Origin of the sequence: Citrobacter sp. RHB36-C18, from assembly GCF_013814485.1 — a bacterium.
Lineage (GTDB): Bacteria > Pseudomonadota > Gammaproteobacteria > Enterobacterales > Enterobacteriaceae > Citrobacter > Citrobacter braakii.
Map to the genome: position 1 here is coordinate 852,201 of NZ_CP057125.1, position 24,711 is coordinate 876,911.

The window sequence follows — 24,711 nt, forward strand, 5'->3', positions numbered from 1 at the left end:
TCTTTTCACGTGGATGAATTTAATGAAATCGTCAGAGATGTTTACGCTTACCGCCATTGGTAGTTGCCGTATCGCGAGTCCGGTAAAAAGAGCTCAGCCTTATTTTAATTTTAAGGCTAATTTTAAGAAAATATATGGATTTACGCATACGAGCAGCGAGGCATTACAGCAGGTCCGTTTTATTTTGGGATTGATAGATATTCCTGAAAAGGTCCGGCCTTTTATTTTTAGAACTGCTGTAAATTATTCAAAAACCGACGTTCATAGTCGTTCTGATTTCTATATCGTTGAGATTTCAAGTCAGAAGAAGATTATGGCCTATGGGTTGTGCTTACAACAAAATTATATAACTCGTCATTTTTATGAGTTCTTTAGCCAAACAGAGCGAGCGCGTGTGTACTGGTCGCTGGCCACGCAAGGGAATCAACACAAACTGCTGGCCTATCTCAAAGACGATCCCTGTTTTGCCGGAATGTCGGAAGACGATCGTGCCTTATTAAGCAATATTAATGTTGAGCAGATGGATGAGCATGCTATCGAACAGGATATGATGGAAATCATTCAGCTTCTTGGTCGCGATCGCGTTATGTTTATGACCCATGTTGATGCTGTGACTCGTGCTGGAACCGTCATTCAGTCCCGCAGTCGGTTGATTAAAAATGTCGAGACCATCGCCGCCAGGATGGATATTCCCTGCGTTAACCCGACAAATTTGATGGAAAAGTGGGGGCAGAAACGAGCCCTGGAAAAAAATGGCGACGATCTTACTCATTATACCGACATGTTTGGTGATGCGATCGTTGCGGCTATTTTTAAGGGAGTGATCAACAATACTAAGCATCATCTTGATGAGAGGCGGCAAGAGAAACAGGACCAAATACGTGAGATTACATTATCGATCACTAAGCTGCTTGCCGATGGCGACATTATTGCTGCATCACAGCAACTTTTTGCCGCATTAAGAAATCAGCAGCAAGAGCCCGTTCTGATCCAACTTCGGTCCGTAATCTTCAGCCGTTTAGGTTATTATGAACAGGCTTATCAGGATATTAGTGATGTTGAGAAAATTATCGGTACGACGGACAGCACATTACGTTGTCGGCTGAGGTCTCTGCATGGATTAGCGCGTTGGCGGGAAGCCTTATCGACGGCCGAGATGATGCTTTCCAATGAAATTGAAGATGAAGAAGTCCTTACCGTTGCCGCCGGCTCAGCCGATGCTTTACAGCTGTTTGATAAGTCATATCAATACTGGAAAAGTGTACTGTTATTGAATCCTGAAACCCAAAGCGGATGGGTTAATTTCCTGAGCAGCACGCAATATTTCAATGATGGCAACGCATTCTCCGAAGCTTTCCATGCCGGCATTCAATCGCAGCGCCTAAATGATGCGTTTATGGAAACAGCGTTATCTTTGGCAATCAAATTCAGTGATGAATTGATTTTCAAGCATGCGCTTGAGCAGTTACTCCGCCATGAGTCAGAATTTGCGCTGACGGTATTGTCGACGATTCATGATACCGGTCTCGTCATCCACGCAGCTTTCTGCATCAAGAATATGAGCTATCATCAGGCGCTTAGCACCTCGTATAAAGATAAACTCCACGACGTTTTTGTGGCATGGAACAATACCGCGCTGTCGCTACATTCGGTTGATGATTTTGTCTCACTGAGTACTTCGCTGGTCTACACCTTCTCTGCATTTATGGTTTATCCCCATGCACGTATTTCTCGCTTTAATAATGAAGTTAAAACGGCATGGCGCGAGAAATTAAGAGAAATGTATGAGCGTGAGGATTATGAAAATATCCTGGTAGGGGCGAAAATTGTGTGGCCACTTCTGGAGTTCGATCCTGTTAGCACAGTATATTGTGCAAGAACGCTGGTGAATCTTGGTGCCTGGAAGGATGCGTGCACGTTGGCCCACATGACCCTGATTCGTAACTCGAACATTACCAGCCTGCAGTCGATTATGTTACGCAGCATACGTCATATTAACGACATTCCGTTCCTCATTGATTTGATTGCTAACGTCATGAGCATTTCTCCATCATTCCAGAATGCCTCGATGAACGAGCTGTTTGAGAAAGAGTGTCGCAATGTTGCAACCAGAGCCCTTAAATATGTACGCCAGAAGAAAACTGAAGGGCGTCTGGATGAAGCATTGTCTGTATTGATTAGCCTGAAACGAATTGATCCTGATGTTTCTCGCCTGATGCGTGAATATAAGCAAATTATCAGATTATTTAATGAGTCACTGAAGGATGGCGGCAGCACTATCGCGTCTTATGAACATCTGGATTATGCGAAAAAATTACTCGTTTTTGATAGCGAAAATGCCTATGCCTTGAAATATGCCGCATTAAATGCAATGCATTTACGCGACTACACCCAGGCTTTGCAGTATTGGCAGCGACTGGAGAAAGTGAATGGGCCAACGGAGCCGGTGACAAGGCAGATCTCGACCTGCATAACCGCATTACAAAAAAATATATCAGGGAAGTCGTAATGATTACGGAGGAAGAAAAGTTAGCTGCGCTAGGGAAAACGCTTTTAACATTGAAACAAGAGAGGAAGCTTGCGCAAGCTATTGCGTTAATTGACAGTGAATTACCGGCTGAGGCTTTAACTTCATTAGCGATGCTAAAAAAAGCAGAATTTCTTCATGATTTCAATGAAACGGCGCGTGCATACGCGCTCTACGAAACGCTGATTGCACAAAACAATGATGAAGCACGTTATGAGTATGCGCGGCGTTTATATAATGCGGGACTAGCCAAAGATGCGCAGCAAATTCTTAAAAAGGTTAGCACTGGCGTGCAGAAAAAATATAACAATTATTTAGGCAAAATAAATAAGATCTGCGATTTGCTTGAACGCCTTGAAGAGGAAGCGATCCCTGTGGGGACCAACACCCGTATTATTGCAATGAAGCATGCCATCTTGTTTTATCGAAATCGTCAGCCGCGGCAGCTTCCCGTCGGATCTTTTGGTCGCCTTGCGCTCTGTACAGGCTCGCTAGGTAGCGGCGGTGCAGAGCGTCAGATTTCCAGGCTGGCTATCGAGATCGCCAGAAAATATCGGCAACAGGGGAAAATTGGCGGCCTGAAAGTAGAAGAGCCGGTAGAGCTCATTATTCGCTCCCTGGCACCGGAACTCAGACAAGACTTTTTCCTGAAAGAAGTGTTGGAAGAACAGGTCGAGGTGCTTGAAATCGCGAAGATTACCGGAAACTTCTTTGACGATGCGACAATAGAATCTCCGGAGTTGCGCTTATTGCTCTCTCATCTGCCGCCGGTGTGTAACTACGGCATCAAGCATCTGGTCCCCCACTTATGCGAGCGCAAGCCGGATTATCTCTCCGTTTGGCAGGATGGCGCTTGTCTGATGATTGCGCTTGCAGCGCTGATTGCTGGCGTGCCCAGAATTCAACTGGGATTACGTGGCTTACCGCCGGTGGTGAGAAAGCGTCTGTTCAAGCCGGAATATGAGCCTCTCTACCAGGCGCTGGCGGCCGTGCCTGGCGTTGATTTTATGAGTAACAACCATTGTGTGACCCGCCATTATGCCGACTGGCTAAAGTTGGAGGCGAAGCACTTCCAGGTTGTATATAACGGCGTCTTACCGCCATCTACCGACCCCTCTTCTGAGGTGCCACATAAAATCTGGCAGCAGTTTACGCAAAAAACCCAGGATGCGGACACAACTATTGGTGGCGTTTTCCGCTTTGTAGGCGATAAGAACCCTTTTGCATGGATTGATTTTGCAGCACGCTATTTACAGCACCACCCCGCCACACGCTTTGTGCTGGTAGGCGATGGTGATTTGCGCGCTGAAGCGCAGAAACGCGCCGAACAGTTGGGGATTCTGGAGAGAATACTATTCGTTGGCGTCTCGCGTGACGTGGGGTATTGGCTGCAAAAAATGGACGTATTCATTTTGTTTTCGCGTTATGAAGGGCTACCCAATGTGCTCATTGAAGCACAAATGGTCGGGGTGCCGGTGATTTCAACCCCTGCAGGTGGATCGGCAGAATGCTTTATTGAGGGTGTTTCGGGTTTCATTCTTGATGATGCACAGACGGTCAATCTTGACCAGGCTTGCCGCTATGCAGAACAGTTGGTCAATTTATGGCGCAGCAGAACCGGTATTTGCCAACAGACGCAGTCATTTTTACAAGAACGCTTCACCGTTGAACATATGGTGGGAACGTTTGTACAAACCATTGCCTCTCAGCCTCGTTAATTAATGGGCAGCATTTTTTCAGCTATTTCATTTATAAAATAAGTTATGAAAAAAATTATTATATTATTAACGACGTTTTTTCTGCTTTCGGGATGCACTATTCCCAGGGCGGTATTTAAATCCAGCCTGATTAATCAGGACGATCCTCATTATCATCTGGTTGAAGTCACACCGACATTAAAACTGAGTGATGCCGATACTGTGCCGAAAACTATTGTCGATCCGGTCTTTGCCGAAAATAACTGGCACTGGACATCTTTGGCTAAAGGCGATGTGCTGCATATCACTATTTTATCCTCGGGCGGGGCGGGGTATTTATCCAATAACGCGAGCGGCGACCGGGCGGATTTTGAAAATATTCTTGTGACTGACGGTAATATCGTTCAGGTGCCTTATGCCGGGATCATTCCGGTTACCGGGCTGGATGTGACACAACTGGCTGAAGAGATCAGAAAGCGACTTTCGCGCGTTGTCCTGAATCCTCAGGTGCTGGTGACGCTTACCGCCCGCACCGGAGCCATGGTGACGGTCGAGGGCAGCGGGAAAACGGGTCGCTACCCTCTCGAACAGAGTATGAATCGTCTTAGTCATTTTTTGGCAACGGCGGCGGCAGTAGAAAATACCAGCGCAGAGATGATGGAAGTTCACGTGACGCGCCAGCAGCATTATTTCAATGCGCGACTGTCAGATATTTATCAGTATCCCGGGTTGGATATTGTCTTACAGCCGGATGACCGTATCACTCTGCGTCAAGTGACCGAGTATGTTAATGTGCTCGGCGCGGCGGGTGTTCAGGGGAAACATGCTCTGGTTCAGCGTCATTCCAGCGTAGTGGATGCTTTGGCGCTGGCGAAAGGATTAAACGACAATCTTGCCGATCCGCAGGCGGTTTTTCTGTACAAGCATGACGAAGCGGAGCAAGCGAAACAGCAGATGCGTAAACTGAATATCTATCATGTCGATATGAGCCAACCTGACTCGGTGTTTTTAGCACAGGCCATGCGGGTGGAAGACGGCGATGTTATCTATATCTCGAACGCCTCTTTGACTGATTTCGCTAAGGTGAAAGCCGCATTCGATAGCTTTTTGATCCGCGGCTCTAATTCTTTCTAACGTCGCCATATGAATATTTTGAAAAATAATACTTATTATTTTATGAAACTCATTACCGTCTGTGAGTTAATCATTTTGTTAATGTCACGCGATATCAAAACACGCTATAACGGTAATTTGCTAAACTATATGATGGTACTGGCCGTACCACTGGTATGGATAACCATTACCGTTATTTCTTTTCAATATTTAAATCGCACCGTGCCAATATTCACTGACGATATCAGCTTTGTTATTGCAGGTATATTACCGTATCTGTTATTTCGTTATACCATTACCGCAACCATGCGCACCCGTTCATTCTCCACATCGTTGGCGGTTGTCTCGCAGGTTAAGAAAAGACATGTGATTTTTGCTCTTGCCGCAGTCGAATTTGTTAATGCGGTTATCATTTATATTATTGTTTCATTAATTAACTTTCTTATCTTCTCCCGCTGGGAAGCCCAGAAACCGATCCTGATTTTTGAAGGGATGGTTATCGCATGGCTTCTGGGGTTATCGTTTGGTTACTTTTGTGACGCACTGTCTGAACGGTTTCCGCTGGTCTACAAAGCCGTTCCTGTGGTGCTAAGACCGATGTTTTTGATTTCAGCTGTCTTTTATACGGCGAATGAATTGCCCTATTCATTATTAAGCATATTCAGCTGGAACCCTCTACTTCATGCTAATGAGATAGTCAGAGAAGGAATGTTTGAGGGGTATAACTCCTTGTACCTTGAGCCTCTTTACCCTCTGGCATTTTCCGCAACGTTATTCCTCGCGGGCATCATTTTTCACCTGATTTGTGACACTGAAAATCACTGACTTTAGCTTCAGGAGAGACGCGTTCGTGTTCGGTTTATTAGGTTGTACACGCTATTTTGAGTCTGATAAGGGCCCGCGGGTGGTCCTTGATAAAACAGATTTTGTCATGGATTACCATGAGCATATCGGTATTCTGGCCGCCCCTGGTTCAGGCAAAACGACGCTAACCCGATTGCTGTGCGGTATAGATGCTCCTGATGAAGGGGATTTTATTGGGCTACGGGGTGATGCGCTCCCACTGGGGGCAAATGCTTTTGTTCTGCCGGGGTTAACCGGCGAAGAGAATGCGCGCATGATGGCCAGTCTTTATGGCCTGGATGGCGATGAGTTTTCACATTTCTGCTATCAATTGACCCAGCTTGAACAGCGCTATACCGACAGGGTGAGTGAATATTCTGTCACGATGAAAGCGCATCTGGCATTTGCCATTAATTTACTGCTTCCCTGTCGCCTTTATATTGCCGATGACAAGCTGTACACCGGGGATAATACCTCACAGTTGCGTATGCAGGCGGCGCTAGCTTATGAGCTGCAACAGAAAGGGTTGATTGTGCTAACGCGTAACCCTCGGCTTATTAAAGAACACTGTCATGCGTTTGGCGTACTGCTGCATGGGAAAATTACGATGTGTGAAGATTTAGCACAGGCATCTGCGCTTTTTGAACAATATCAATCAAATCAGGCGATGCTTCAAACTGATAATTATTCCTTTGATATATAAATAGAAAATATACGGATAGAGAGTGGAAAATTCAGAACGTATTAAAAAATGGAAAGAGGAAAGGGCGAAGGTAGCAGAAGAAAGCCGAGCCTTGCGACTGAAACAAAAAGAGGATGAACGCGCCCTTCGCCAGACAGAAAAAACGGCCGATGCGAAAAGTCATCATCGCCCAGACGCCGGGTGGTCCGCGACGGATGCTGATTCCGTCCGTAGAGCGTCATTGGTTATTAAAGAGCGACGTGTTCAGCAAGCCAAGCAATCGCTACGTCGGCTCTTTCTTTATATTGCTTTGCCGCTGCTGGTTATTATGCTTATGTCATGGCTATTAACTTCGCGTTTTTATAGCGCGGATGCCACCTTTATTGTGCAAACTGATGCCAGCCAGGATAATTTTTCTGGAACATCTTTCTTTGGTGCAGGCAATGAGATGTCGGAGGGCTTTCAGGTTCGCGAGTTTATACTTTCGAAAGAAATGATGGAGCGGATGGAAAAAGATCTCGGTTTTTTATCTTATTTCGCGCAAGACGATATCGCATTATTTTCCCGCTACCACGCACCGCTGGGTATTAATGATGATCCTTATCGTTACTATTTATCGAAAGTCTCGGTTGCTGTCGATATTCAACAGGGCATGCTGCGTTTAAACGTCAAGGCGCGGAGTGCGAAACAGGCTGAGTTTTTTGCCCAGCGCATTCTGGCTTTTGCTGAACAGCACGTTAATACCGTTTCAGCGCGGATGCAGCAGGAACGAATTTTATGGCTGGAAAACGATGTTAAATCGGCCCAGGAAAATCTGGGGGCAGCTCGGCTTGAATTGCTAAAAATACAGCATATACAAAAAGATATTGAACCGCAGGAAACCGTGACCGCGATTTATCAATTAATTGCTGGCTTTGAAACGCAGTTGGCGGAGGCGAAAGCGGAATACGCGCAACTAATGGCTAATGGTTTGGATCAGAACCCCCTTATTCCTCGCCTGTCGGCCAAAATCAAGGTCCTGGAAAAGCAGATCGGCGAACAACGTAACCGCCTGTCAAATAAGTTAGGGTCGCAAGGCTCTTCAGAAAGCCTGTCCCTGTTTGAAGATCTTCGCCTGCAGAGTGAGATCGCCAAAACACGCTGGGAATCTGCCTTACAGACCTTACAGCAAGGGAAGCTTCAAGCGTTACGTGAGAGACGGTATTTGCTGATCATTTCTCAACCGATGGTGGTGTCTGACACCACTCGCTATGCCGATGGAACAAAGTGGTTACTGTTCTTCGTGTTGCTGGGCATCGCGTACCTGGTGACTTCTCTCCTGATAACTATCAGGCGGATGCGTGAATAAGGCGGAGTAAGGAAATACGATGAGCTTGCACTCTACATGTAAAAAAAAATCGCCAACCACCCTGCTCAAACAAGAGGATTGGGAGGGGCTATGTCACTATTTCGGGCAGCATCCCGAAAAAGTGCGAGATAGTGCTGGAAATGAGCAAAACATTCTTCTCTTCGCTATCGCGTGTTTGCGTAAAGATGAAACAGATGCCGCGCTGACTTTGTTGTCCGACCGTGTGCTGACAGCAAAGAATAGCCGTGATTTATTGCGACGCTGGGTTATTTCGCCGCTGGCATCACATCATCGGGACGCTGTACTACAGGTGGTTAACAAACTGCTGGCGGTGAATGTGTGCCAGCCGGAGGATGTCCTGCTGGTCGCAAGCGTGCTGCTTAAGAGTAAACAATATGCGACTGTTGCTGACTTAGCCGAGCGGGCATGGCTCGCTTTTTCGGGCAATAGCAAAATTTTTGCCCTCCATTTGCGCAGCCTGACGCTGGTGGATAAAGAGTTACAGGCAATCTCGTTGGCCAGAACACAGGCGCAGGAAGTTCCCCCGCGGGGAGATATGATTGAGACCTGCCTCCGTTTCTTAAATAAAAGCCGCCTACCAGAAGATCATGACCTGGCCCGCGCATTGCTCCCTTTCTTTGCGTTAGAAAAGCAGGAGTCGGCGGGGCTGGCGGTTGATACGCTGTGCGCTGTCGGTAAATATCAGGAAGCCATTCAGACTGGGGAGTCCGCATTAGCCCGTGGGTTGGATGGTGCGGCGCTGCGTCGTAGCCTGGGGCTTGCCCACTATCAATCTGGCCGCAGCCGGGAAGCGAAGCTTCAGGCCGCTGAGCATTGGCGTCATGCCCTGCAATTTAACCCTGATAATTTACGGATCGTGACCCTGTATGCCGATGCCTTAATCAGAACGGGTCAGAATGAGAAAGCCATTCCGTTACTGCAGCAGTCGCTCGCGACTCATCCTGATCTTCCTTATGTCAGAGCCATGTATGCCCGAGCACTGCGCCAGGTTGGGCAATACGCTGCTGCCAGCGATGAGTTTGTACAACTGGCAAGGGAAAAAGGGGTGACCAGTAAATGGAACCGTTATGCCGCGGCGGCGTTGTTACAGGCGGGGAAAACAAGCGAAGCGGAAAGCATCTTTGAGCACTATATTCAGGCCAGAGCAAGCCATCTGCCTCAGTCATTCGAAGAGGGGCTGCTGGCGCTTGATGGGCAAATATCTGCCGTTAATCTACCGCCTGAGCGCCTTGACTGGGCATGGGAAGTTGCCGGCAGACAGTCCGGTATCGAGCGCGATGAATGGGAACGCCGGGCGAAGTGGGGGTATCTTGCCGATAATTATCTCCTCGACTGGCTTGAATGCCGTGGAGAGCAGGCCGACGAACCGATGTATCGGTTGGCCGATATATCGCATGTCGAGCAGTTTTTCCAACGGCTGCAGCTCGATAAGCGTGGTTGCATTGTTGTATCGGCTCATATGGGCGCAATGTATGCCGGGCCGATGATCCTCTCCTTGCTGGAAATGAACAGCAAATGGGTGGCTTCCACGCCTGGCGTGCTCAAAGGGGGCTACGGTGAGCGGTTGATTTCGGTTAGTGACAAAAGCGAAGCGGACGTGGTCAGAGCCTGCATACAGACCTTACATAGTGGGCAGTCGCTTGTTGTGGCGATCGACGGCGCGCTGAATTTGAGCGCGCCGACTATCGACTTTTTCGGCCAGCAGATTACCTACTCCACCTTTTGCTCTCGACTTGCCTGGAAAATGCACTTACCCACCGTATTTGGTGTTCCGGTGTGGCGAGACGGGCGCATCCATTTTGTTTTGGAGAAAATGGTCGATCCGCAGAGGTTCGAAAGCCAGTCTTCTTTTATTGAGCGCTGGAAAGACAATTACCTGAAATGTGTAACCCAAATCCTGAATAGCGGGCCGGAAAACCTGAGACTGTCGGGGGGGATTTGGCGAAATATCACGCGCAGGGATGAATCATCTTCGGGCTGAAAAGATGTTTGCCCCGCGATGCCTTTGGCGCACCAGGCGGGGCCGCCCGCTAAGTAAAACTGAGTTATTCGATTTAGAAAGCATCCGTTCATTAACGTTCGGGTGCTTTTTTCGTTCTAACGAGCTGAAAAACGGAGAATTATATAATAGCTACGTTATACCTGATTGTGGTTCTGTTTGTCTGAGGGTTACCAGAAGACAGTATCCTGAAGTCATCCCTTAGCAATGTTAAATAGCGGCATCGAAATCCGCTGGTAGCGTACTGTTACCTGTACCCAGGCTGCGTTGCATTAATACCGTATCAAGCCAGAGCCCATGCTTGAATCCAATGTTCGTCAGCGTACCTATTTTCGTAAATCCGGCCTGCTGATGGACTTTCAGCGATCCCTGATTATTGCTGTCGCCGACGATAGCGATCAACTGCCGATAACCCTGCGTTTCAGCCCACTCAATTACATGGCGTAGCAACGCTTTTCCCACCCCCTGACGCTGTGCCGTCGGGTCAATATAAATCGAATCTTCGAGGGTATAGCGATAGGCATAACGCTCGCGGTAGCGGGTAAGATAGCAATACCCGATGACCTTATCTTCTTGCAATGCGACAACCCACGGCAGTCCCAGACTGCGGATTTTTTCCAGACGAGCTTGCATCTCGCGGATATCCGGTGGGTCAGTTTCAAAGCTGCCGGTACCGTGAATAACATGATGGGCGTAGATATCGCGTATGGCGGGGATGTGTTTTTTTTCAGCGTTAACGATTTTCATTGACCAGCTCCCATTGGCATCTGTGTCCAAATTACCTCAAAGGCTGGAGGGAAGGTAAGTGCAAAAAATTATGTGTCTATACCCGTCATTCTTTAAGCTGCATGTACCTTGGCTACGCTAGCTCACTTCAGTCACATAGTTCGCTAAACTCCTGGGGATTTACTCACTTGCCGCCTTCATGTAACTCGAATTATTTAGGGTATATAAATTATTTTCAATGTAAATAAGCTTTCAAATTGTAAGGGTAAAGGGGGTGTGGTTGATACTGTCAATAATACGCAAGGTTGGTAAATACTTTAGCGAGTTGAGCAATGCACAATTCTTCGCGCACGTATTATGGCGGATACCAAAATACCAATTTTGGTAGATTTCTAGGATAGGTCAAGAAGTCATTTGATTTTATTGAGTTTTTACTGTTTTTTTTACTGTACTTAGTTCTGCTTATGACTGTACCTTTAATTTCATTTTATCGACCCTGTTCGAAACTTAAAATTAGGTTATATTATTTACATTGTTATCTTTGTTGTTATCAGGGGCATTATTATCAGAACTTTCTCTATCCGCACACAATAGTTACCATGCAAACAGTTGCGCGGTGTAGCTATGCCAACCAGCAATAGTTATCATCGTCACAAGGTTTCGTCATGCAAACTTAATCTAAATCCAGAATTCAATCCCAAGAGTATTAGGATTATTTAGTCTAAAATACTTTTTTGTCTAAGAGTTTTCGTATCGCATAGCCACGAACTACGCTGAGTGATAAAATTTTCGAGTTTACGCCTGCTTTCCCACGATTAGAGGGCGAGGCGCGGGTAGTCAATAAGACGAAAGAATTAATTGCTTCATAACCCTATTGCAAAATAAGCGGCAGTGCATCTTACATGGTCGGGTATCGTTAGCAACCGACTGTAATATATTGAAAACGCTTATTTTTACTCTGATGTAAGTTATAAGGGCAGATATGTTAAGTATGCGTCGACATGCCAACTTCATTAAACGTTTTAAGTCTTTAAGCTGTTTATTTACGGCAAGCGTTCTTTTCCCTATGCAAATCTCTGCAGCGACATCAGATTATGACGCTTTGGTTATTGAAGCGCGGGGTGGTAATAGTGCACCGTTATTGCGTTATCTAGAGAATCAGGGAAAGCAAAGCGCGCTAACGCCAAATCAGGTTGCCGACTGGCTGCAAGTTTCCAGTTGGGTTGATAACAACGATAAAGCCACTATTGAAATCTGGCAGCGCTATCGTGGGCAGATGGATGTGCCTGCGCGCGGCAAAGTCGCCGCTGCACGTGCGTACCGTAACCAGAAAAACTGGAATGATTCATTGGCGGTATGGGAAAGCGTTTTACAGGAAGAGCCTGACAACGTTGACGTACGCACCGGCTGGATAATGACGTTGGCAGATGCTCGCTACAATCAGCAAGCTCTTACTGAAGCGAATAAATGGGCACAGGCACATCCGGGGGCTGACTCCGATGCGCTACTTGCCTACGTATATCATTCTCAGGGAAAAAACTGGGACGCGCTGTTGGTTGCCAGCCAGGCGGATGACGTTGATCCTGGCAACAAAAATGCAAAATCCACGCTGCTGTCTGCTCTGTCAGCAAACCGTGTTTCCGGGCCCGCCTTAAATATGGCGGAGGTAGTGCCTACGGCAGATCCTGTGAAGCGCCGCCTTGAGCTTGATGCGGCCGCCGAAATGGTACGTTCCTCCTATACGTCTGCACGTAATGAAGAAGAGCGGTTTATCGTGGCGGATAAAGCGCTGGCCCGTTATGACCAGTTGCTGGCTGCCTGGAAGGATGAGCCGTCCGCGCAGAATGATGTCCGTCGGGCGAGAATTGACCGCATGGGGGCTTTGCTGGTTCGTAAGCGAACGTCTGAAGTGATTAAGGAATACGAATCGCTTTCTGCGAACGGCGAAGTGCCAAACTACGCAAAACGCTGGGTAGCATCGGCATGGTTAAGCGAACGCCAGCCAGAAAAAACCGAAGCGATGCTGATGAGCATCTACTACCCGAATGGACCGATTCCCGTTACGCCGCTTGGTCCTGAGGATCAACAGGATCTGTTCTACGCGCATATCGATAATGAAAACTTTGATGCCGCTAAAAAACAGGCCGAAAACCTAATCAAAGATAGTCCGTACCTGCGACGCATCTATGGTTCGCCAACGCCGCAGCCTAACGATAACTGGCTGCTCGGACAGTCGATGCTGACGCAATATTATATTGCTGCCAATGAACTACCTGAGGCTGAAAAGCTCGCAGAGCATCTGGCGCGAACAGGTTCAGGTAACCAGGGGCTGCGCATATCTTATGCCTCCGTTCTTGAAGCACGTGGCTTGCCGCATGCGGCGGAGAAAGAGCTGAAGCTGGCGGAAGTGATTGAGCCAAGTAACCTGGAACTGGAACGTCAGCAGGCTTATGTTGCGCTGGATCTCCAGGAATGGAGGCAGGCCGATGAACTGACGGATGACGTCATCGCCCGTAGCCCGGATGATGAAGCGACGCTGCGCCTCGCCCGTATTCGTGATGTCCACAAAATGTCGGAAGTGCGCATTAGCGGCACACAAGGGATCTCGTCCGATAGCCCGGTCAGCGGTAAGAATGACTTCAACATCAATACTGCCATTTACAGTCCGCCAATTAACGACAACTGGCGATTGTTTACTGGATTCAACTTTGCTACTGGCGAATTTGAGGAAGGTAAAGGCATCAGCCGCGATCTGGCGGCAGGGGCGGAATGGACTTCCCGCGACTACTGGGCAGAAATGGAAGTCTCTGGCCGAAATTATGGCGATGGTCAGAAAATTGGCGGTCGTCTTTCCGGCTGGCATGACTTCAATGATAACTGGCGCGTAGGTGGTTCGGCCGAGCGCTTGTCGCGTAATACGCCACTGCGCGCGCTGCGTAGCGGCGTGTATGCCAACGGCGGCGATATGTTTGTTCGCTGGTATCAAAACGAACGACGTGAATATCAACTGTCGTTTGCCGCATCACATTTCTCAGATGGTAACGATCGCATCGAATACGGACTCAGCGGAAAAGAGCGCATGTGGACAACGCCGCGCTTCACCCTGGACTTTACCCCGGGCATCGGCGGGAGCACCAACACCAAAGAGAATGTGCCGTATTACAACCCGAAGAGTGATTTTTCCGTGGTACCTGGTCTGAGCGCGGAGCAGGTTCTTTACCGCCATTATGACACCGTGTGGACGCAGCAAGGTCTGGCTGGCGTAGGTGGCTATTGGCAGCAAGGCCAGGACGCTGGTGCCATCGTTCAGGTGGGATACGGACAACGGCTCAAATGGAACAACGTCGTAGATGGCGGGGTGATGCTGATTTGGGATAAACGCCCCTACGACGGTAAACGTGAGCGGAATATCTCCCTCGCTTTCGATTTAAATGTCAGGTTTTAAGGATTGTTCATGCTGAAAAGATGCCTGTGGCTTAGCGCATTAATCGCTGGCTGGTTGATGATTACCGCGTGCAGTAGCGCGCACAATACAACGCCTCGCTACGTTCCTCCCGCAGAGAGAACGCCGCTGACGGCGGATCATCCGTGGCCGAAAAATAGCTTCCTGGTGCTCGGCTACCACGATGTCGAGGATGGTGCCGCCGACCAACGCTATCTTTCTGTGCGCACCAGCGCGTTGAGCGACCAAATGGCCTGGCTGCGTGATAATGGTTATAACCCGATCAGCGTGCAGCAAATCCTGGACGCCCATGACGGTAAAATCGTGTTGCCGGAAAAAGCGGTATTACTCACCTTTGATGACGGATATAGCAGTTTTTATACCCGCGTCTGGCCGCTGCTGAAAGCCTATAACTGGCCTGCGCTCTGGGCACCGGTAGGGAGTTGGGTTGATGCTCCCGCCAACAAAAAAGTCGATTTTGGCGGCTTAATGACGGCGCGAGATAAATTCGCCACCTGGAAAATGGTCGAAGAGATGGGCAAATCACCGTTGGTGGAAGTCGGTGCGCACACCTGGAATTCGCATTTCGGTGCACAAGCCAACCCGCAGGGAAGTAAAGAACCGGCGGTGGCGAACCGCCTGTATGATAAGAAAACCGGCACTTACGAAACGGATGAACAGTACACGCGCCGTATAAACGCGGATATCTCTCTCATCACCAACAAGATCAAATCGGTGACCGGGAAATCACCGCGCGCGTGGGTCTGGCCTTACGGTGCGGCCAATGGCACAACGTTAAACCTGGCTAAAGAGCATGGCTATAAGATGGCCTTCACGCTCAACGAAGGGTTGGCGAATGCCGCGTTTCTTGATGACATCCCGCGCGTACTAATCTCTGATAACCCCTCTCTTAAGCGCTTTGCCAGCCAGGTCGCTCAGGTACGTGAACCGCAGACGATGCGCGTGATGCATGTCGATCTGGATTACGTGTATGACAAGGACCCTGCTCAGCAGAAGCGAAACATCGACAAACTTATCCAGCGCGTTTATGACATGCGTATTTCTCATGTCTTCCTGCAGGCCTACGCCGATCCGCAGGGCGACGGAAATATTCGCGAGCTCTATTTCCCTAACCGCTGGCTGCCGATGCGTGCCGACCTCTTTAACTATATCTCCTGGCAGTTACAAACGCGGGCAGGGGTGACGGTGTATGCCTGGATGCCGGTTCTGGCTTTCGATCTCGACGCTTCCATCCCACGCGTAACCGCCTGGGATCCGAAAACGGGACGTACAGCGATCAACCGCGAGAATTATGTCCGTCTGTCCCCCTGGAGCAGCGAAGCGCGTCAGCGCATCACTGAAATCTATGAAGACCTGGCCAAACACGCCAGCTTCAAAGGGATTTTGTTCCATGACGATGCTTTCCTGACGGACTTTGAAGACGCGTCACCGGAGGCATTGGCTGCCTACCGCGCCGCAGGGCTTCCCGGAAGCATTGAGCAAATCCGTAGCAATCCACAGGCGTTCGAGCGCTGGACGCGACTGAAAAGTAAGGTGCTGATCGACTTCACCAAACAACTGACCCAGGCGGTGCGTAATATTCGCGGTCCGCAGGTGCAAACGGCGCGCAATATTTACGCGATGCCGGTACTGGAGCCGGAGAGTGAAGCCTGGTTTGCGCAGAACCTGAATGATTTCCTCAATACTTATGACTGGACGGCACCGATGGCGATGCCTTTCATGGAGCAGATCCCGGCTAATGATGCCAACGCCTGGCTCGACAGATTAGTGAATGCCGTTGCACAAACGCCCGGCGCGCTGGACAAAACCGTGTTTGAACTACAGGCACGAGACTGGCGTAAATCCGGGGACGAGGCTGAAATCAGCGGAAAACAAATAGCCGAATGGATGCGCCAGCTGAAATTAAGCGGTGCAGGTAACTACGGCTATTACCCGGATGATTTCATCAGCGACAAACCTGAGATGTCAGAGATTCGCTCGACGTTCTCCTCATACTGGTACCCGCAAAAATGACCGATCGCATAATTGCTTTCCTGATACTTTGCCTGATGTTCAGCCTGCCGTTTGGCGTGGCGGTCATCTTTACAGGTGAAGTGATGTTGAACTTCGTCTTCTTCTGGCCCTTGTTTATGTCTGCTTTGTGGATAAGCGGCGGGGTCTATTTCTGGTTCTACCGTGAGCGTCACTGGAAATGGGGAGATGACACACCGCCACCGACGCTGGAGGGGAATCCGCTGGTTTCCATTCTGATCCCCTGTTTTAACGAAGGGATCAATGCGCGCGAAACCATTGAGGCTGCGCTGGCGCAGCGATATAAAAATATTGAAGTGATTGCCATCAACGATGGTTCAACGGATGACACCCACGACGTGCTGGAACAACTGGCGGTGGAATACCCCAGTCTGCGGGTGATTCATCTGGCTGAAAACCAGGGCAAAGCGCTGGCGCTCAAGACCGGGGCAGCAGCGGCGCGCAGTGATTACCTGGTGTGTATTGATGGCGATGCGTTACTGGACCGTGATGCCGTTGCCTATATTGTGGCGCCGCTGATCCAGTTCCCGCGCGTCGGTGCGGTGACCGGGAACCCACGTATTCGAACCCGCTCCACCTTAATCGGTCGGGTGCAGGTCGGTGAGTTTTCTTCCATTATCGGCTTGATTAAGCGCACTCAGCGAGTTTATGGGCAGATCTTTACCGTTTCCGGCGTGGTTGCTGCGTTTCGTCGTCGCGCGCTGGCCGAGGTCGGTTACTGGAGCCCGGACATGATCACCGAAGACATCGATATCAGTTGGAAGCTGCAATTGCGCCACTGGTCGATATTCTTTGAACCGCGCGCACTGTGCTGGATCCTGATGCCTGAAACGTTAAGAGGGTTATGGAAACAACGACTGCGCTGGGCGCAAGGCGGTGCGGAGGTGTTTATCGTGAACATGCGCCGCCTGTGGTCATGGGAATATCGCCGTATGTGGCCGCTGTTTTTTGAGTTCTGTTTTTCTACCACCTGGGCGTTTGCCTATGCGATCAGTATCGTGCTGTTCCTGTTAGGGCTGATGATCCCGATGCCGGACTCGCTGTATGTACAACATCTGTTCCCGCCGGCCTTTACTGGGCTAATCCTCGGCGTGGTGTGCTTGCTGCAGTTTGCGGTGAGTCTGATGATTGAGCGGCGCTATGAAAAAGGCATTGGCGCGTCGTTGTTCTGGATTATCTGGTTCCCGGTGGTGTACTGGATGCTAAGCCTGTTCACCACGCTGGTCGCTTTCCCGAAAGTAATGCTCAAACGCAAACGCGGCAGGGCGCGTTGGGTGAGTCCCGATCGTGGAATTGGGAGGATCGAATCATGAGCCAGCCGCTGATCTTTACGGAGCAGCGTTTGCTGCCGCGCATCATTGACGTGTTGTTAACGCTTTTTGCCTGGGTTGGCTTTTTATATTTGATCTATAAAGGGCTGATCACCGCTCTGGCGCACTCACCTTATATAGGCGTGCGACCCTTTTTCACCACGCTGGATACGGTCACGTTTTACATCCTTGTCGCGCTGGTCAACGGACTGGTGCTGATTGGTTGGGCGAAGTACAACCAGTTTCGTTTTCGGGTGGAACGTCGCAGTCGCAGGCCCGGACTGGAAGATCATGAGCTGGCGGAAAGTTTACGTATTACCCGGGAACTGGTGACAGAGCTGAACAAAGCGCGGGTGCTGACGGTTCACCATCATGAAAGTGGTGAAATCAGTCATATCGATGTGGACAGGGATATCGCCGATAACCGTCTACCGCCGCCGACGCCTGCGATGCTGGAGTATTTGCCGCCAGAGCCGCAGCCGTTGTTGCAGAAAAGGCCTGAGTGATATTTCTACTTTCAGTTGCTTCCTTCAGCCTCGCACAGGTCTATGATTAGACCCAGACAATAAAAAAATGCGAGGCAATGTTGTGGATAAGGAACTACTGGATGCCGGTTACCGGGCCTATACCGGTGAGAAGATTGACGTCTACTTCAATACGGCGATATGTCAACATTCGGGCAACTGCGTGCGGGGAAGCGCAGCGCTTTTTAACCTGAAGCGTAAACCGTGGATCATTCCGGATGAAGTGGATGTCGCGACGGTCATTAAAGTGATTGATACCTGTCCGAGCGGTGCGCTGAAATATCGCCAGAAATGAGTGAGGGGACCATGGAAATTCTTGCAGGCCACAACAAATTTTATGTTAACGATGCCGAAGGCAATCAGGTTGCCGAGATTGTCTTCGTGCCGACGGGTGAGCATCTGAGCATCATTGAACATACCGATGTCGACCCCAGTCTGAAAGGCCAGGAAGTCGGTAAACTGCTGGTGGCGAAGGTGGTGGAGAAAATGCGCGCCGAAAACCGCAAAGTTATTCCGCTGTGCCCGTTTGCCAAACATGAGTTTGATAAAACCCGCGAGTATGACGATATTCGCGCCTGATAATCTTACGTACGCCGGAAGGCATGACCGCAGTCCGGCGCATCACTCCCGATGCAGCAAATCCTGATAAATTCCCGTCAATACCCCTTGTGGGCCAAACTCTTTTTTAATCCACTGGGTTACACGACCGGTGGCCGAATGCTGGGTCGCCAGCAGCATCCGTGAATCCTGACGCGGGTTGTGGATCTGCCGCGTGACCAGCAACGACTTTTCCATCGCCTCGCGCACCATATAGTCCGGCAGAAAACCGATGCCCTCACCCAGGATCTGGCACTGGCATTTGGTATTAAAATCAGGAACCAGAATCGACTCCTGTCCGTGTAACAGCCAGCCAACCTTCTTGTTGATGGTGTGCGCGGTGTCTTCCACCATGATGTTCGGGTACAGGCGCAGCTGGCTCTCAGAAATCGGTTCAGGCATAAAAGCCAGCGGATGATCCGGGGCAATCGCAAACGACCAACGGATCGCGCCGATCTCGGTGTAATCAATCCCCCCGCCGTCCAGTAACGTATCCGGCGCGCCGATAGCGATGTTGGCGAGGTTGTTAATGATCGAATCCCAGACGCCGTTATACACCTCGGTGGTGACGGTTATCTGGCAGGTTGGAAACTGTTTCTTGAGTACCTGCAGCAGTCGTGCCGTATGTTGAGGGGTATACAACAGTTGATTAATACAGATGCGTACCCGGGCTTCAATGCCCTGAGCAATGGTATCAATACTGCGCTTGATGGCGTGGAAATCGTTGAGCAGGTCGGTCGCCTTGCGAAACAGATAGCGTCCGGACTCAGTCAGCTCAATGCTGCGGGTACTGCGAGTAAACAGCACCACGTCGAGCCCCAGCTCCATGCGCTTAATGGTGTAACTAATTGCTGATGTGGTTAAGCCAAGTTCCTCAGCCGCCTTGCTGAAGCTGCTGTAGCGGGCTGCCATCGTAAATGCCAGCAGGTTTTCCTCGGTAAAAATTGAATTCATCTTCCTCCCCTCCGGCGACAAACGCACATCCGCGACGCGATGATTGTTGAATGTATTTGTAATCCTTATGCAGAGCAATCAGTTTTGAACAGAATTTAACACTAGTTTTACAATTGATTTGAAGGCAATCACACTTCTGTATATTAATTGCAGGCCGCTATCCGTGTAGCATCACGCCTGATTTTCCTGACAACTGATTAATGGCTAAAAGCGGCTCTGTCATAAGGAAAAGATTGCACTACAGCACGTTTTGTTCTCATTGTTAAATTTGATTCAATAATCGACACGCTTACGATGAATGAAATTTAAGCGGATATTATTCTCTGCACTCTGTTGCTATTCTCAGCTTATCGGATATTTAAAAAGTCTAAAAAACTGCAGGAGAGCGATTATGTCAGAGAAAGAACTCATTACTGAATTTCTGCTGGCGGCAGAGCAGGGTGATGCCGATGGATTAAAATCCTGCCTGGCAAAAAATGTGGATATTAATGCCACTAACCGCCAGGGGTGCACTGCCATAATTATTGCCAGCCTGAATAAACATTATGACTGTGTTTCTTTATTGATTTCTGCCGGTGCCGATATTAATAAACAGGATCAAACCTGTTTTAATCCATTCCTGATTAGCTGTCTGACTAACGATTTAACGCTGCTGCGTACCGTATTACCGGCCAATCCCGATCTTAATTGCCTGAGCCGTTTTGGCGGCGTCGGTATTACGCCAGCCAGCGAAAAAGGTCATGTAGAGATCGTGCGCGAACTGCTGCTGCGTACCGATATCAATGTTAATCATACCAACTTTGTCGGCTGGACGCCGTTACTGGAAGCCATCGTGCTTAATGACGGCGGCGCGAAACAGCAGGAAATCGTCAAGCTGCTGCTCGAGTATGGCGCAAACCCGCACATGACGGATAAATACGGTAAAACCCCGCTGGAGCTGGCGCGGGAGAAAGGATACCACGAAATTGCCGAGCTGCTGATTGCGGCCGGAGCCTGACAGAGGATCGCCACTATCGCCACGCCATCACGGCGATGCGTACGGGCGCTAACCGCAGACGGCGCGTTTCTCGCTTTCCGGGGAACGGGACGGGTTGAACAGGTTTTTTCCCGCGCGGTAAACCTGTTGATACCTGAACAGCAGCGGTTGCTGACGTTACTGAGTGAAGGTTGTGATAACGCGCCTAACAGCTGTCGGCTGGCGCTGACGCATTGTGAAGAGCTGTTTCACCCCGGTGAGAGAGTCAGTTTTACCGAATCGGGGATAGCCGTTGGCAACGATAAATGGATAGAAACTTCCGGTTGTCTGCCGTGGCGCATACCACAGTGGAGGCCTGATGCAATAAGCCTTGCTGCAATCCGCTGGCTGCGCTGGGAAGAGGTTATCCGCCAACAGCTAAGAAGCGCTGACACATTATTTCTGTACCAGGGGGATAACCCGTTTTATCTGGAAATCACCCGCCAATTACTTAATCGCCGGCAAACATTACTGGCGGCGTTGCATACAGGAGAAAATATCTCTACAGCGGTCAGCCATTTAATTGGTCTGGGGATTGGTCTGACACCTTCATCTGATGATTATTTAGTGGGCTTAAGCACTATTTTATTTATTCCGGGACATCCGTTGGGGAAATATCGTGATGATTTTTTAGCAGCCTTACAACGTGCCGGAAATAATACCACGCTACTCAGCAAAATAACGCTAGAGGAAGCCTTTCATCAACGTTATCGGGAAAGCGTCGGACGGCTGCTGAACCATATTATTACTGAGCAACAACCCGTTTCTACGCAATATATTACTGACATTAAAAATATCGGCTCAAGTTCTGGCTGCGACATGCTGTATGGCATGGCGGATGCCTGCGCCCTGAGCCACAGGTCCGGAGGGAATTATGTCGATCAGGATAGTTGTTAAAAAGAACACGTATTTTGATTCTGTCTCACTGATGTCTATCTCCACACGCGCAAATAAGCTCGATGGCGTTGAGCAGGCGTTCGTGGCTATGGCGACAGAAATGAATAAGGGCGTACTGAAGAATCTCGGTCTGCTCACGCCTGAACTTGAAGAGGCGAAAAGTGGCGACCTGATGATTGTCATTAAAGGTGCCAGCGAGGCGGCGAACGATCAGACGCTGGTGGCGATTGAAGACTTGTTTACGCATAAAGAGCAGGGGGGGCAGCATGAAGCGCGCTATGCCACGCTCGCCAGTGCGAAGAAGCATGTTCCTGACAGCAACCTGGCGGTGATCTCGGTCAATGGTCTGTTTGCCGCGCGTGAAGCGCGTCAGGCGCTGCAAAATAACCTCAACGTGATGCTGTTCTCTGACAACGTCTCTCTTGAAGACGAACTGGCGCTCAAGCAACTGGCGCATGAAAAAGGGCTGCTGATGATGGGTCCCGATTGCGGAACCGCCATTATTAACGGCGCGGCGCTGTGTTTTGGCAATGCGGTGCGTCGCGGCAACATCGGAATTGTTGGTGCCTCCGGTACCGGTAGCCAGGAGCTGAGCGTACGCATTCACGAGTTTGGCGGCGGGATTTCCCAACTGATTGGCACCGGTGGACGCGATCTGAGCGAAAAGATTGGCGGCCTGATGATGCTTGACGCGATTGGTATGCTGGAGGCCGATCCGCAAACCGAGATCATCGCGCTTATCTCCAAACCTCCTGCGCCAACAGTGGCGCGCAAGGTGCTGGAACGTGCGCGCGCCTGCCATAAGCCCGTCGTGGTGTGTTTCCTCGGACGTGAAGCCGCGCCTGCGGATGAAAACGGCCTGCTGTTTGCACGCGGCACTAAAGAGGCGGCGCTGAAAGCGGTACTGCTGACTGGCGTGAAAAAAGAGAGCCTCGATCTGCATCCGCTCAACTGGCCGCTGATTGAAGAGGTCCGCGCCCGCCTGACCCCGCAGCAAAAGTACATTCGCGGCTTATTCTGCGGCGGCACGCTGTGCGATGAGGCGATGTTTGCTGCCATGGAAAAACATGCGGAAGTTTACAGCAACATTCATCCGGATCCGGCTTTTCGCCTGACAGATCTCAACCGCAGCGTGGGACATACCTTCCTTGATTTCGGAGATGACGATTTTACCAACGGTAAACCGCATCCGATGATCGATCCAACCAACCGCATTAGTCGTCTGTTGCAGGAAGCACGCGATCCTGAAGTCGGCGTGATCGTTATGGACTTCGTTCTTGGATATGGATCACATGAAGATCCGGTTGGCGTGATGATCGAGGCGATCGTCGAAGCCAAAGCGATCGCCGCCGCAGAGGGGCGTCCGCTTGAGATCCTCGGCTACGTGCTGGGAACCGATCTCGATACGCCGTCGCTGGAAAAACAGTGCCAGATGCTGACCGATGCAGGCGTGATCTGGGCGAGCAGTAGCACCAATACCGGATTGCTGGCGCGTGAATTTATCTGTAAAGGGGAGGAAGCCTGATGAGCCAGACACTGTTTAACCAGCCGCTGAACGTGATTAACGTCGGCATCGCGATGTTCAGCGATGACCTGAAAAAGCAGAATGTTCCCGTGACCCAGCTCGACTGGACACCGCCGGGCCAGGGCAACATGCAGGTCGTGGCCGCACTGGACGAAATTGCCGATTCGCCGCTGGCTGACAAAATCGCTGCCGCTAACCAGCAGGCGCTGGAACGCATTATCCAGTCGCATCCGGTGCTGATTGGCTATGACCAGGCGATCAACGTCGTGCCGGGCATGACCCGCAACACCATCCTGCACGCCGGACCGCCAATCTGCTGGGAAAAAATGTGCGGCGCAATGAAGGGCGCGGTCACCGGGGCTTTGGTGTTTGAAGGGCTGGCGAAAGATCTGGATGAAGCCGCCGACCTGGCCGCCTCGGGTGAAATCATCTTCTCACCGTGCCACGAGCATGACTGTGTCGGTTCGATGGCGGGTGTGACGTCGGCGTCGATGTTTATGCACATCGTCGAGAACAAAACCTACGGCAACCGCGCATATACCAATATGAGCGAGCAGATGGCGAAGATCCTGCGCATGGGCGCGAACGATCAGAGCGTTATCGATCGCCTGAACTGGATGCGCGATGTGATGGGACCGATGCTGCGCGACGCCATGAAGCTGGCGGGCGAAATCGATCTGCGCCTGATGCTGGCGCAGGCGCTGCACATGGGCGATGAGTGTCATAACCGCAATAACGCCGGGACGGCGCTACTGATACAGGCACTGACGCCGTGGATTATTCAGACCGGCTATCCGGTTGAGCAGCAGCGTGAGGTATTCGAGTTCGTCCTCAGCAGCGATTACTTCTCCGGACCGACCTGGATGGCGATGTGTAAAGCCGCAATGGACGCCGCACACGGGATCGAATACAGCACCGTAGTTACGACGATGGCGCGTAACGGCGTTGAATTCGGTCTGCGCATCAGCGGCTTACCGGGTCAGTGGTTTACCGGTCCGGCGCAGCAGGTGATTGGCCCGATGTTTGCGGGCTATAAGCCCGAAGATTCCGGACGTGATATCGGTGATAGCGCAATTACCGAAACCTACGGCATCGGCGGTTTTGCCATGGCAACGGCACCGGCCATCGTGGCGCTGGTGGGCGGTACGGTTGAAGAGGCGGTCGATTTCTCTCGCCAGATGCGTGAAATCACTCTCGGCGAAAACCCCAACGTTACCATTCCGTTACTTGGTTTTATGGGCGTACCGACCGCTATCGACATTACGCGCGTGGGTAGCACCGGCATTCTGCCGGTGATTAACACCGCAATTGCGCACAAAGATGCGGGGATCGGCATGATCGGCGCCGGAATAGTCCATCCGCCGTTCGCCTGTTTTGAAAAGGCGATCCTCAACTGGCGCGACCGCTACTGCCAATAACAACAATCGGGGCTAACGCAG

General features: G+C 50.3%; 19 protein-coding genes. 17 read left to right on the top strand and 2 right to left on the bottom strand.

Annotation, left to right across the window (positions count from 1 at the left end; genetic code table 11):
- Positions 1–13: 13 nt before the first annotated feature.
- The 7 genes from tviD to vexE are packed head-to-tail and all read left to right on the top strand — an operon-like array spanning position 14 to position 10,212.
- Positions 14–2,509: a Vi polysaccharide biosynthesis protein TviD gene (tviD, locus tag HVZ52_RS04135; protein WP_181598896.1), complete on the top strand. Its 2,496-nt coding sequence runs from the start codon at positions 14–16 to the stop codon at positions 2,507–2,509.
- Positions 2,509–4,245 carry a Vi polysaccharide biosynthesis glycosyltransferase TviE gene (gene tviE / locus HVZ52_RS04140; RefSeq protein WP_181598897.1) on the top strand — a complete coding sequence of 579 codons (1,737 nt, stop codon included), beginning with the start codon at positions 2,509–2,511 and terminating at the stop codon, positions 4,243–4,245. Before tviD ends, tviE begins: the two co-directional genes overlap by 1 nt.
- A gap of 45 nt (positions 4,246–4,290) precedes the next feature.
- Positions 4,291–5,358 carry a Vi polysaccharide ABC transporter protein VexA gene (gene vexA / locus HVZ52_RS04145; RefSeq protein WP_047414406.1) on the top strand — a complete coding sequence of 356 codons (1,068 nt, stop codon included), beginning with the start codon at positions 4,291–4,293 and terminating at the stop codon, positions 5,356–5,358.
- 9 nt (positions 5,359–5,367) lie between these two features.
- Positions 5,368–6,162 carry a Vi polysaccharide ABC transporter inner membrane protein VexB gene (vexB, locus tag HVZ52_RS04150; RefSeq protein ID WP_047499331.1) on the top strand — a complete coding sequence of 265 codons (795 nt, stop codon included), beginning with the start codon at positions 5,368–5,370 and terminating at the stop codon, positions 6,160–6,162.
- Positions 6,163–6,187: 25 nt separating this feature from the next.
- Positions 6,188–6,883 (top strand): Vi polysaccharide ABC transporter ATP-binding protein VexC, encoded by a 696-nt coding sequence (gene vexC, locus HVZ52_RS04155; protein WP_047499332.1) that lies wholly within the window; start codon positions 6,188–6,190, stop codon positions 6,881–6,883.
- Between the two features lie 22 nt (positions 6,884–6,905).
- Positions 6,906–8,210, top strand: coding sequence for a Vi polysaccharide ABC transporter inner membrane protein VexD (gene vexD, locus HVZ52_RS04160; protein WP_181598898.1), 1,305 nt, complete (start codon positions 6,906–6,908; stop codon positions 8,208–8,210).
- Between the two features lie 19 nt (positions 8,211–8,229).
- Positions 8,230–10,212: a Vi polysaccharide transport protein VexE gene (vexE, locus tag HVZ52_RS04165; protein WP_181598899.1), complete on the top strand. Its 1,983-nt coding sequence runs from the start codon at positions 8,230–8,232 to the stop codon at positions 10,210–10,212.
- Between the two features lie 228 nt (positions 10,213–10,440).
- Here the strand turns inward: vexE and HVZ52_RS04170 are convergent, their stop codons facing one another.
- Positions 10,441–10,977, bottom strand: a complete 537-nt coding sequence (locus HVZ52_RS04170; RefSeq protein ID WP_131346740.1) for a GNAT family N-acetyltransferase — start codon at positions 10,975–10,977, stop codon at positions 10,441–10,443.
- A gap of 961 nt (positions 10,978–11,938) precedes the next feature.
- On the opposite strand from HVZ52_RS04170, the gene pgaA reads away from it, so the two are divergent.
- The 6 genes from pgaA (at position 11,939) to HVZ52_RS04200 (ending at position 18,863) form a co-directional block, all read left to right on the top strand.
- Complete coding sequence (gene pgaA / locus HVZ52_RS04175) at positions 11,939–14,401, top strand: poly-beta-1,6 N-acetyl-D-glucosamine export porin PgaA (RefSeq protein WP_181598900.1); 2,463 nt, start codon at positions 11,939–11,941, stop codon at positions 14,399–14,401.
- Between the two features lie 9 nt (positions 14,402–14,410).
- Entirely contained in the window at positions 14,411–16,432 is a 2,022-nt protein-coding gene (gene pgaB, locus HVZ52_RS04180) for a poly-beta-1,6-N-acetyl-D-glucosamine N-deacetylase PgaB (protein ID WP_016157399.1), read from the top strand.
- Positions 16,429–17,763 (top strand): poly-beta-1,6-N-acetyl-D-glucosamine synthase, encoded by a 1,335-nt coding sequence (pgaC, locus tag HVZ52_RS04185; RefSeq protein WP_016154305.1) that lies wholly within the window; start codon positions 16,429–16,431, stop codon positions 17,761–17,763. The genes pgaB and pgaC overlap by 4 nt, the downstream gene beginning before the upstream one ends.
- The gene (gene pgaD, locus HVZ52_RS04190; protein ID WP_016154304.1) at positions 17,760–18,266 is read left to right on the top strand and encodes a poly-beta-1,6-N-acetyl-D-glucosamine biosynthesis protein PgaD; all 507 of its coding nucleotides are present in this window, start codon (positions 17,760–17,762) and stop codon (positions 18,264–18,266) included. The genes pgaC and pgaD overlap by 4 nt, the downstream gene beginning before the upstream one ends.
- An 82-nt stretch (positions 18,267–18,348) precedes the next feature.
- Positions 18,349–18,579, top strand: coding sequence for a 4Fe-4S mono-cluster protein YjdI (gene yjdI, locus HVZ52_RS04195; RefSeq protein WP_016154303.1), 231 nt, complete (start codon positions 18,349–18,351; stop codon positions 18,577–18,579).
- Between the two features lie 11 nt (positions 18,580–18,590).
- Positions 18,591–18,863 (top strand): GNAT family N-acetyltransferase, encoded by a 273-nt coding sequence (locus HVZ52_RS04200; RefSeq protein ID WP_181598901.1) that lies wholly within the window; start codon positions 18,591–18,593, stop codon positions 18,861–18,863.
- 42 nt (positions 18,864–18,905) lie between these two features.
- Here the strand turns inward: HVZ52_RS04200 and HVZ52_RS04205 are convergent, their stop codons facing one another.
- The gene (locus HVZ52_RS04205) at positions 18,906–19,835 is read right to left on the bottom strand and encodes a LysR substrate-binding domain-containing protein (protein ID WP_016154301.1); all 930 of its coding nucleotides are present in this window, start codon (positions 19,833–19,835) and stop codon (positions 18,906–18,908) included.
- Positions 19,836–20,226: 391 nt separating this feature from the next.
- Between HVZ52_RS04205 and HVZ52_RS04210 the strand changes: the two genes are divergently transcribed.
- The 4 genes from HVZ52_RS04210 to HVZ52_RS04225 all read left to right on the top strand — a co-directional run bounded on the left by HVZ52_RS04210 (position 20,227) and on the right by HVZ52_RS04225 (position 24,690).
- Positions 20,227–20,832 carry an ankyrin repeat domain-containing protein gene (locus HVZ52_RS04210; RefSeq protein WP_181598902.1) on the top strand — a complete coding sequence of 202 codons (606 nt, stop codon included), beginning with the start codon at positions 20,227–20,229 and terminating at the stop codon, positions 20,830–20,832.
- 126 nt (positions 20,833–20,958) lie between these two features.
- On the top strand, positions 20,959–21,747 hold the full coding sequence (locus HVZ52_RS04215; RefSeq protein WP_101700193.1) for a DUF2877 domain-containing protein: 789 nt from the start codon (positions 20,959–20,961) through the stop codon (positions 21,745–21,747).
- Positions 21,725–23,272, top strand: coding sequence for an acyl-CoA synthetase FdrA (gene fdrA / locus HVZ52_RS04220; protein WP_016157393.1), 1,548 nt, complete (start codon positions 21,725–21,727; stop codon positions 23,270–23,272). The genes HVZ52_RS04215 and fdrA overlap by 23 nt, the downstream gene beginning before the upstream one ends.
- The gene (locus HVZ52_RS04225; RefSeq protein WP_016154297.1) at positions 23,272–24,690 is read left to right on the top strand and encodes a DUF1116 domain-containing protein; all 1,419 of its coding nucleotides are present in this window, start codon (positions 23,272–23,274) and stop codon (positions 24,688–24,690) included. The genes fdrA and HVZ52_RS04225 overlap by 1 nt, the downstream gene beginning before the upstream one ends.
- Positions 24,691–24,711 lie beyond the last annotated feature (21 nt).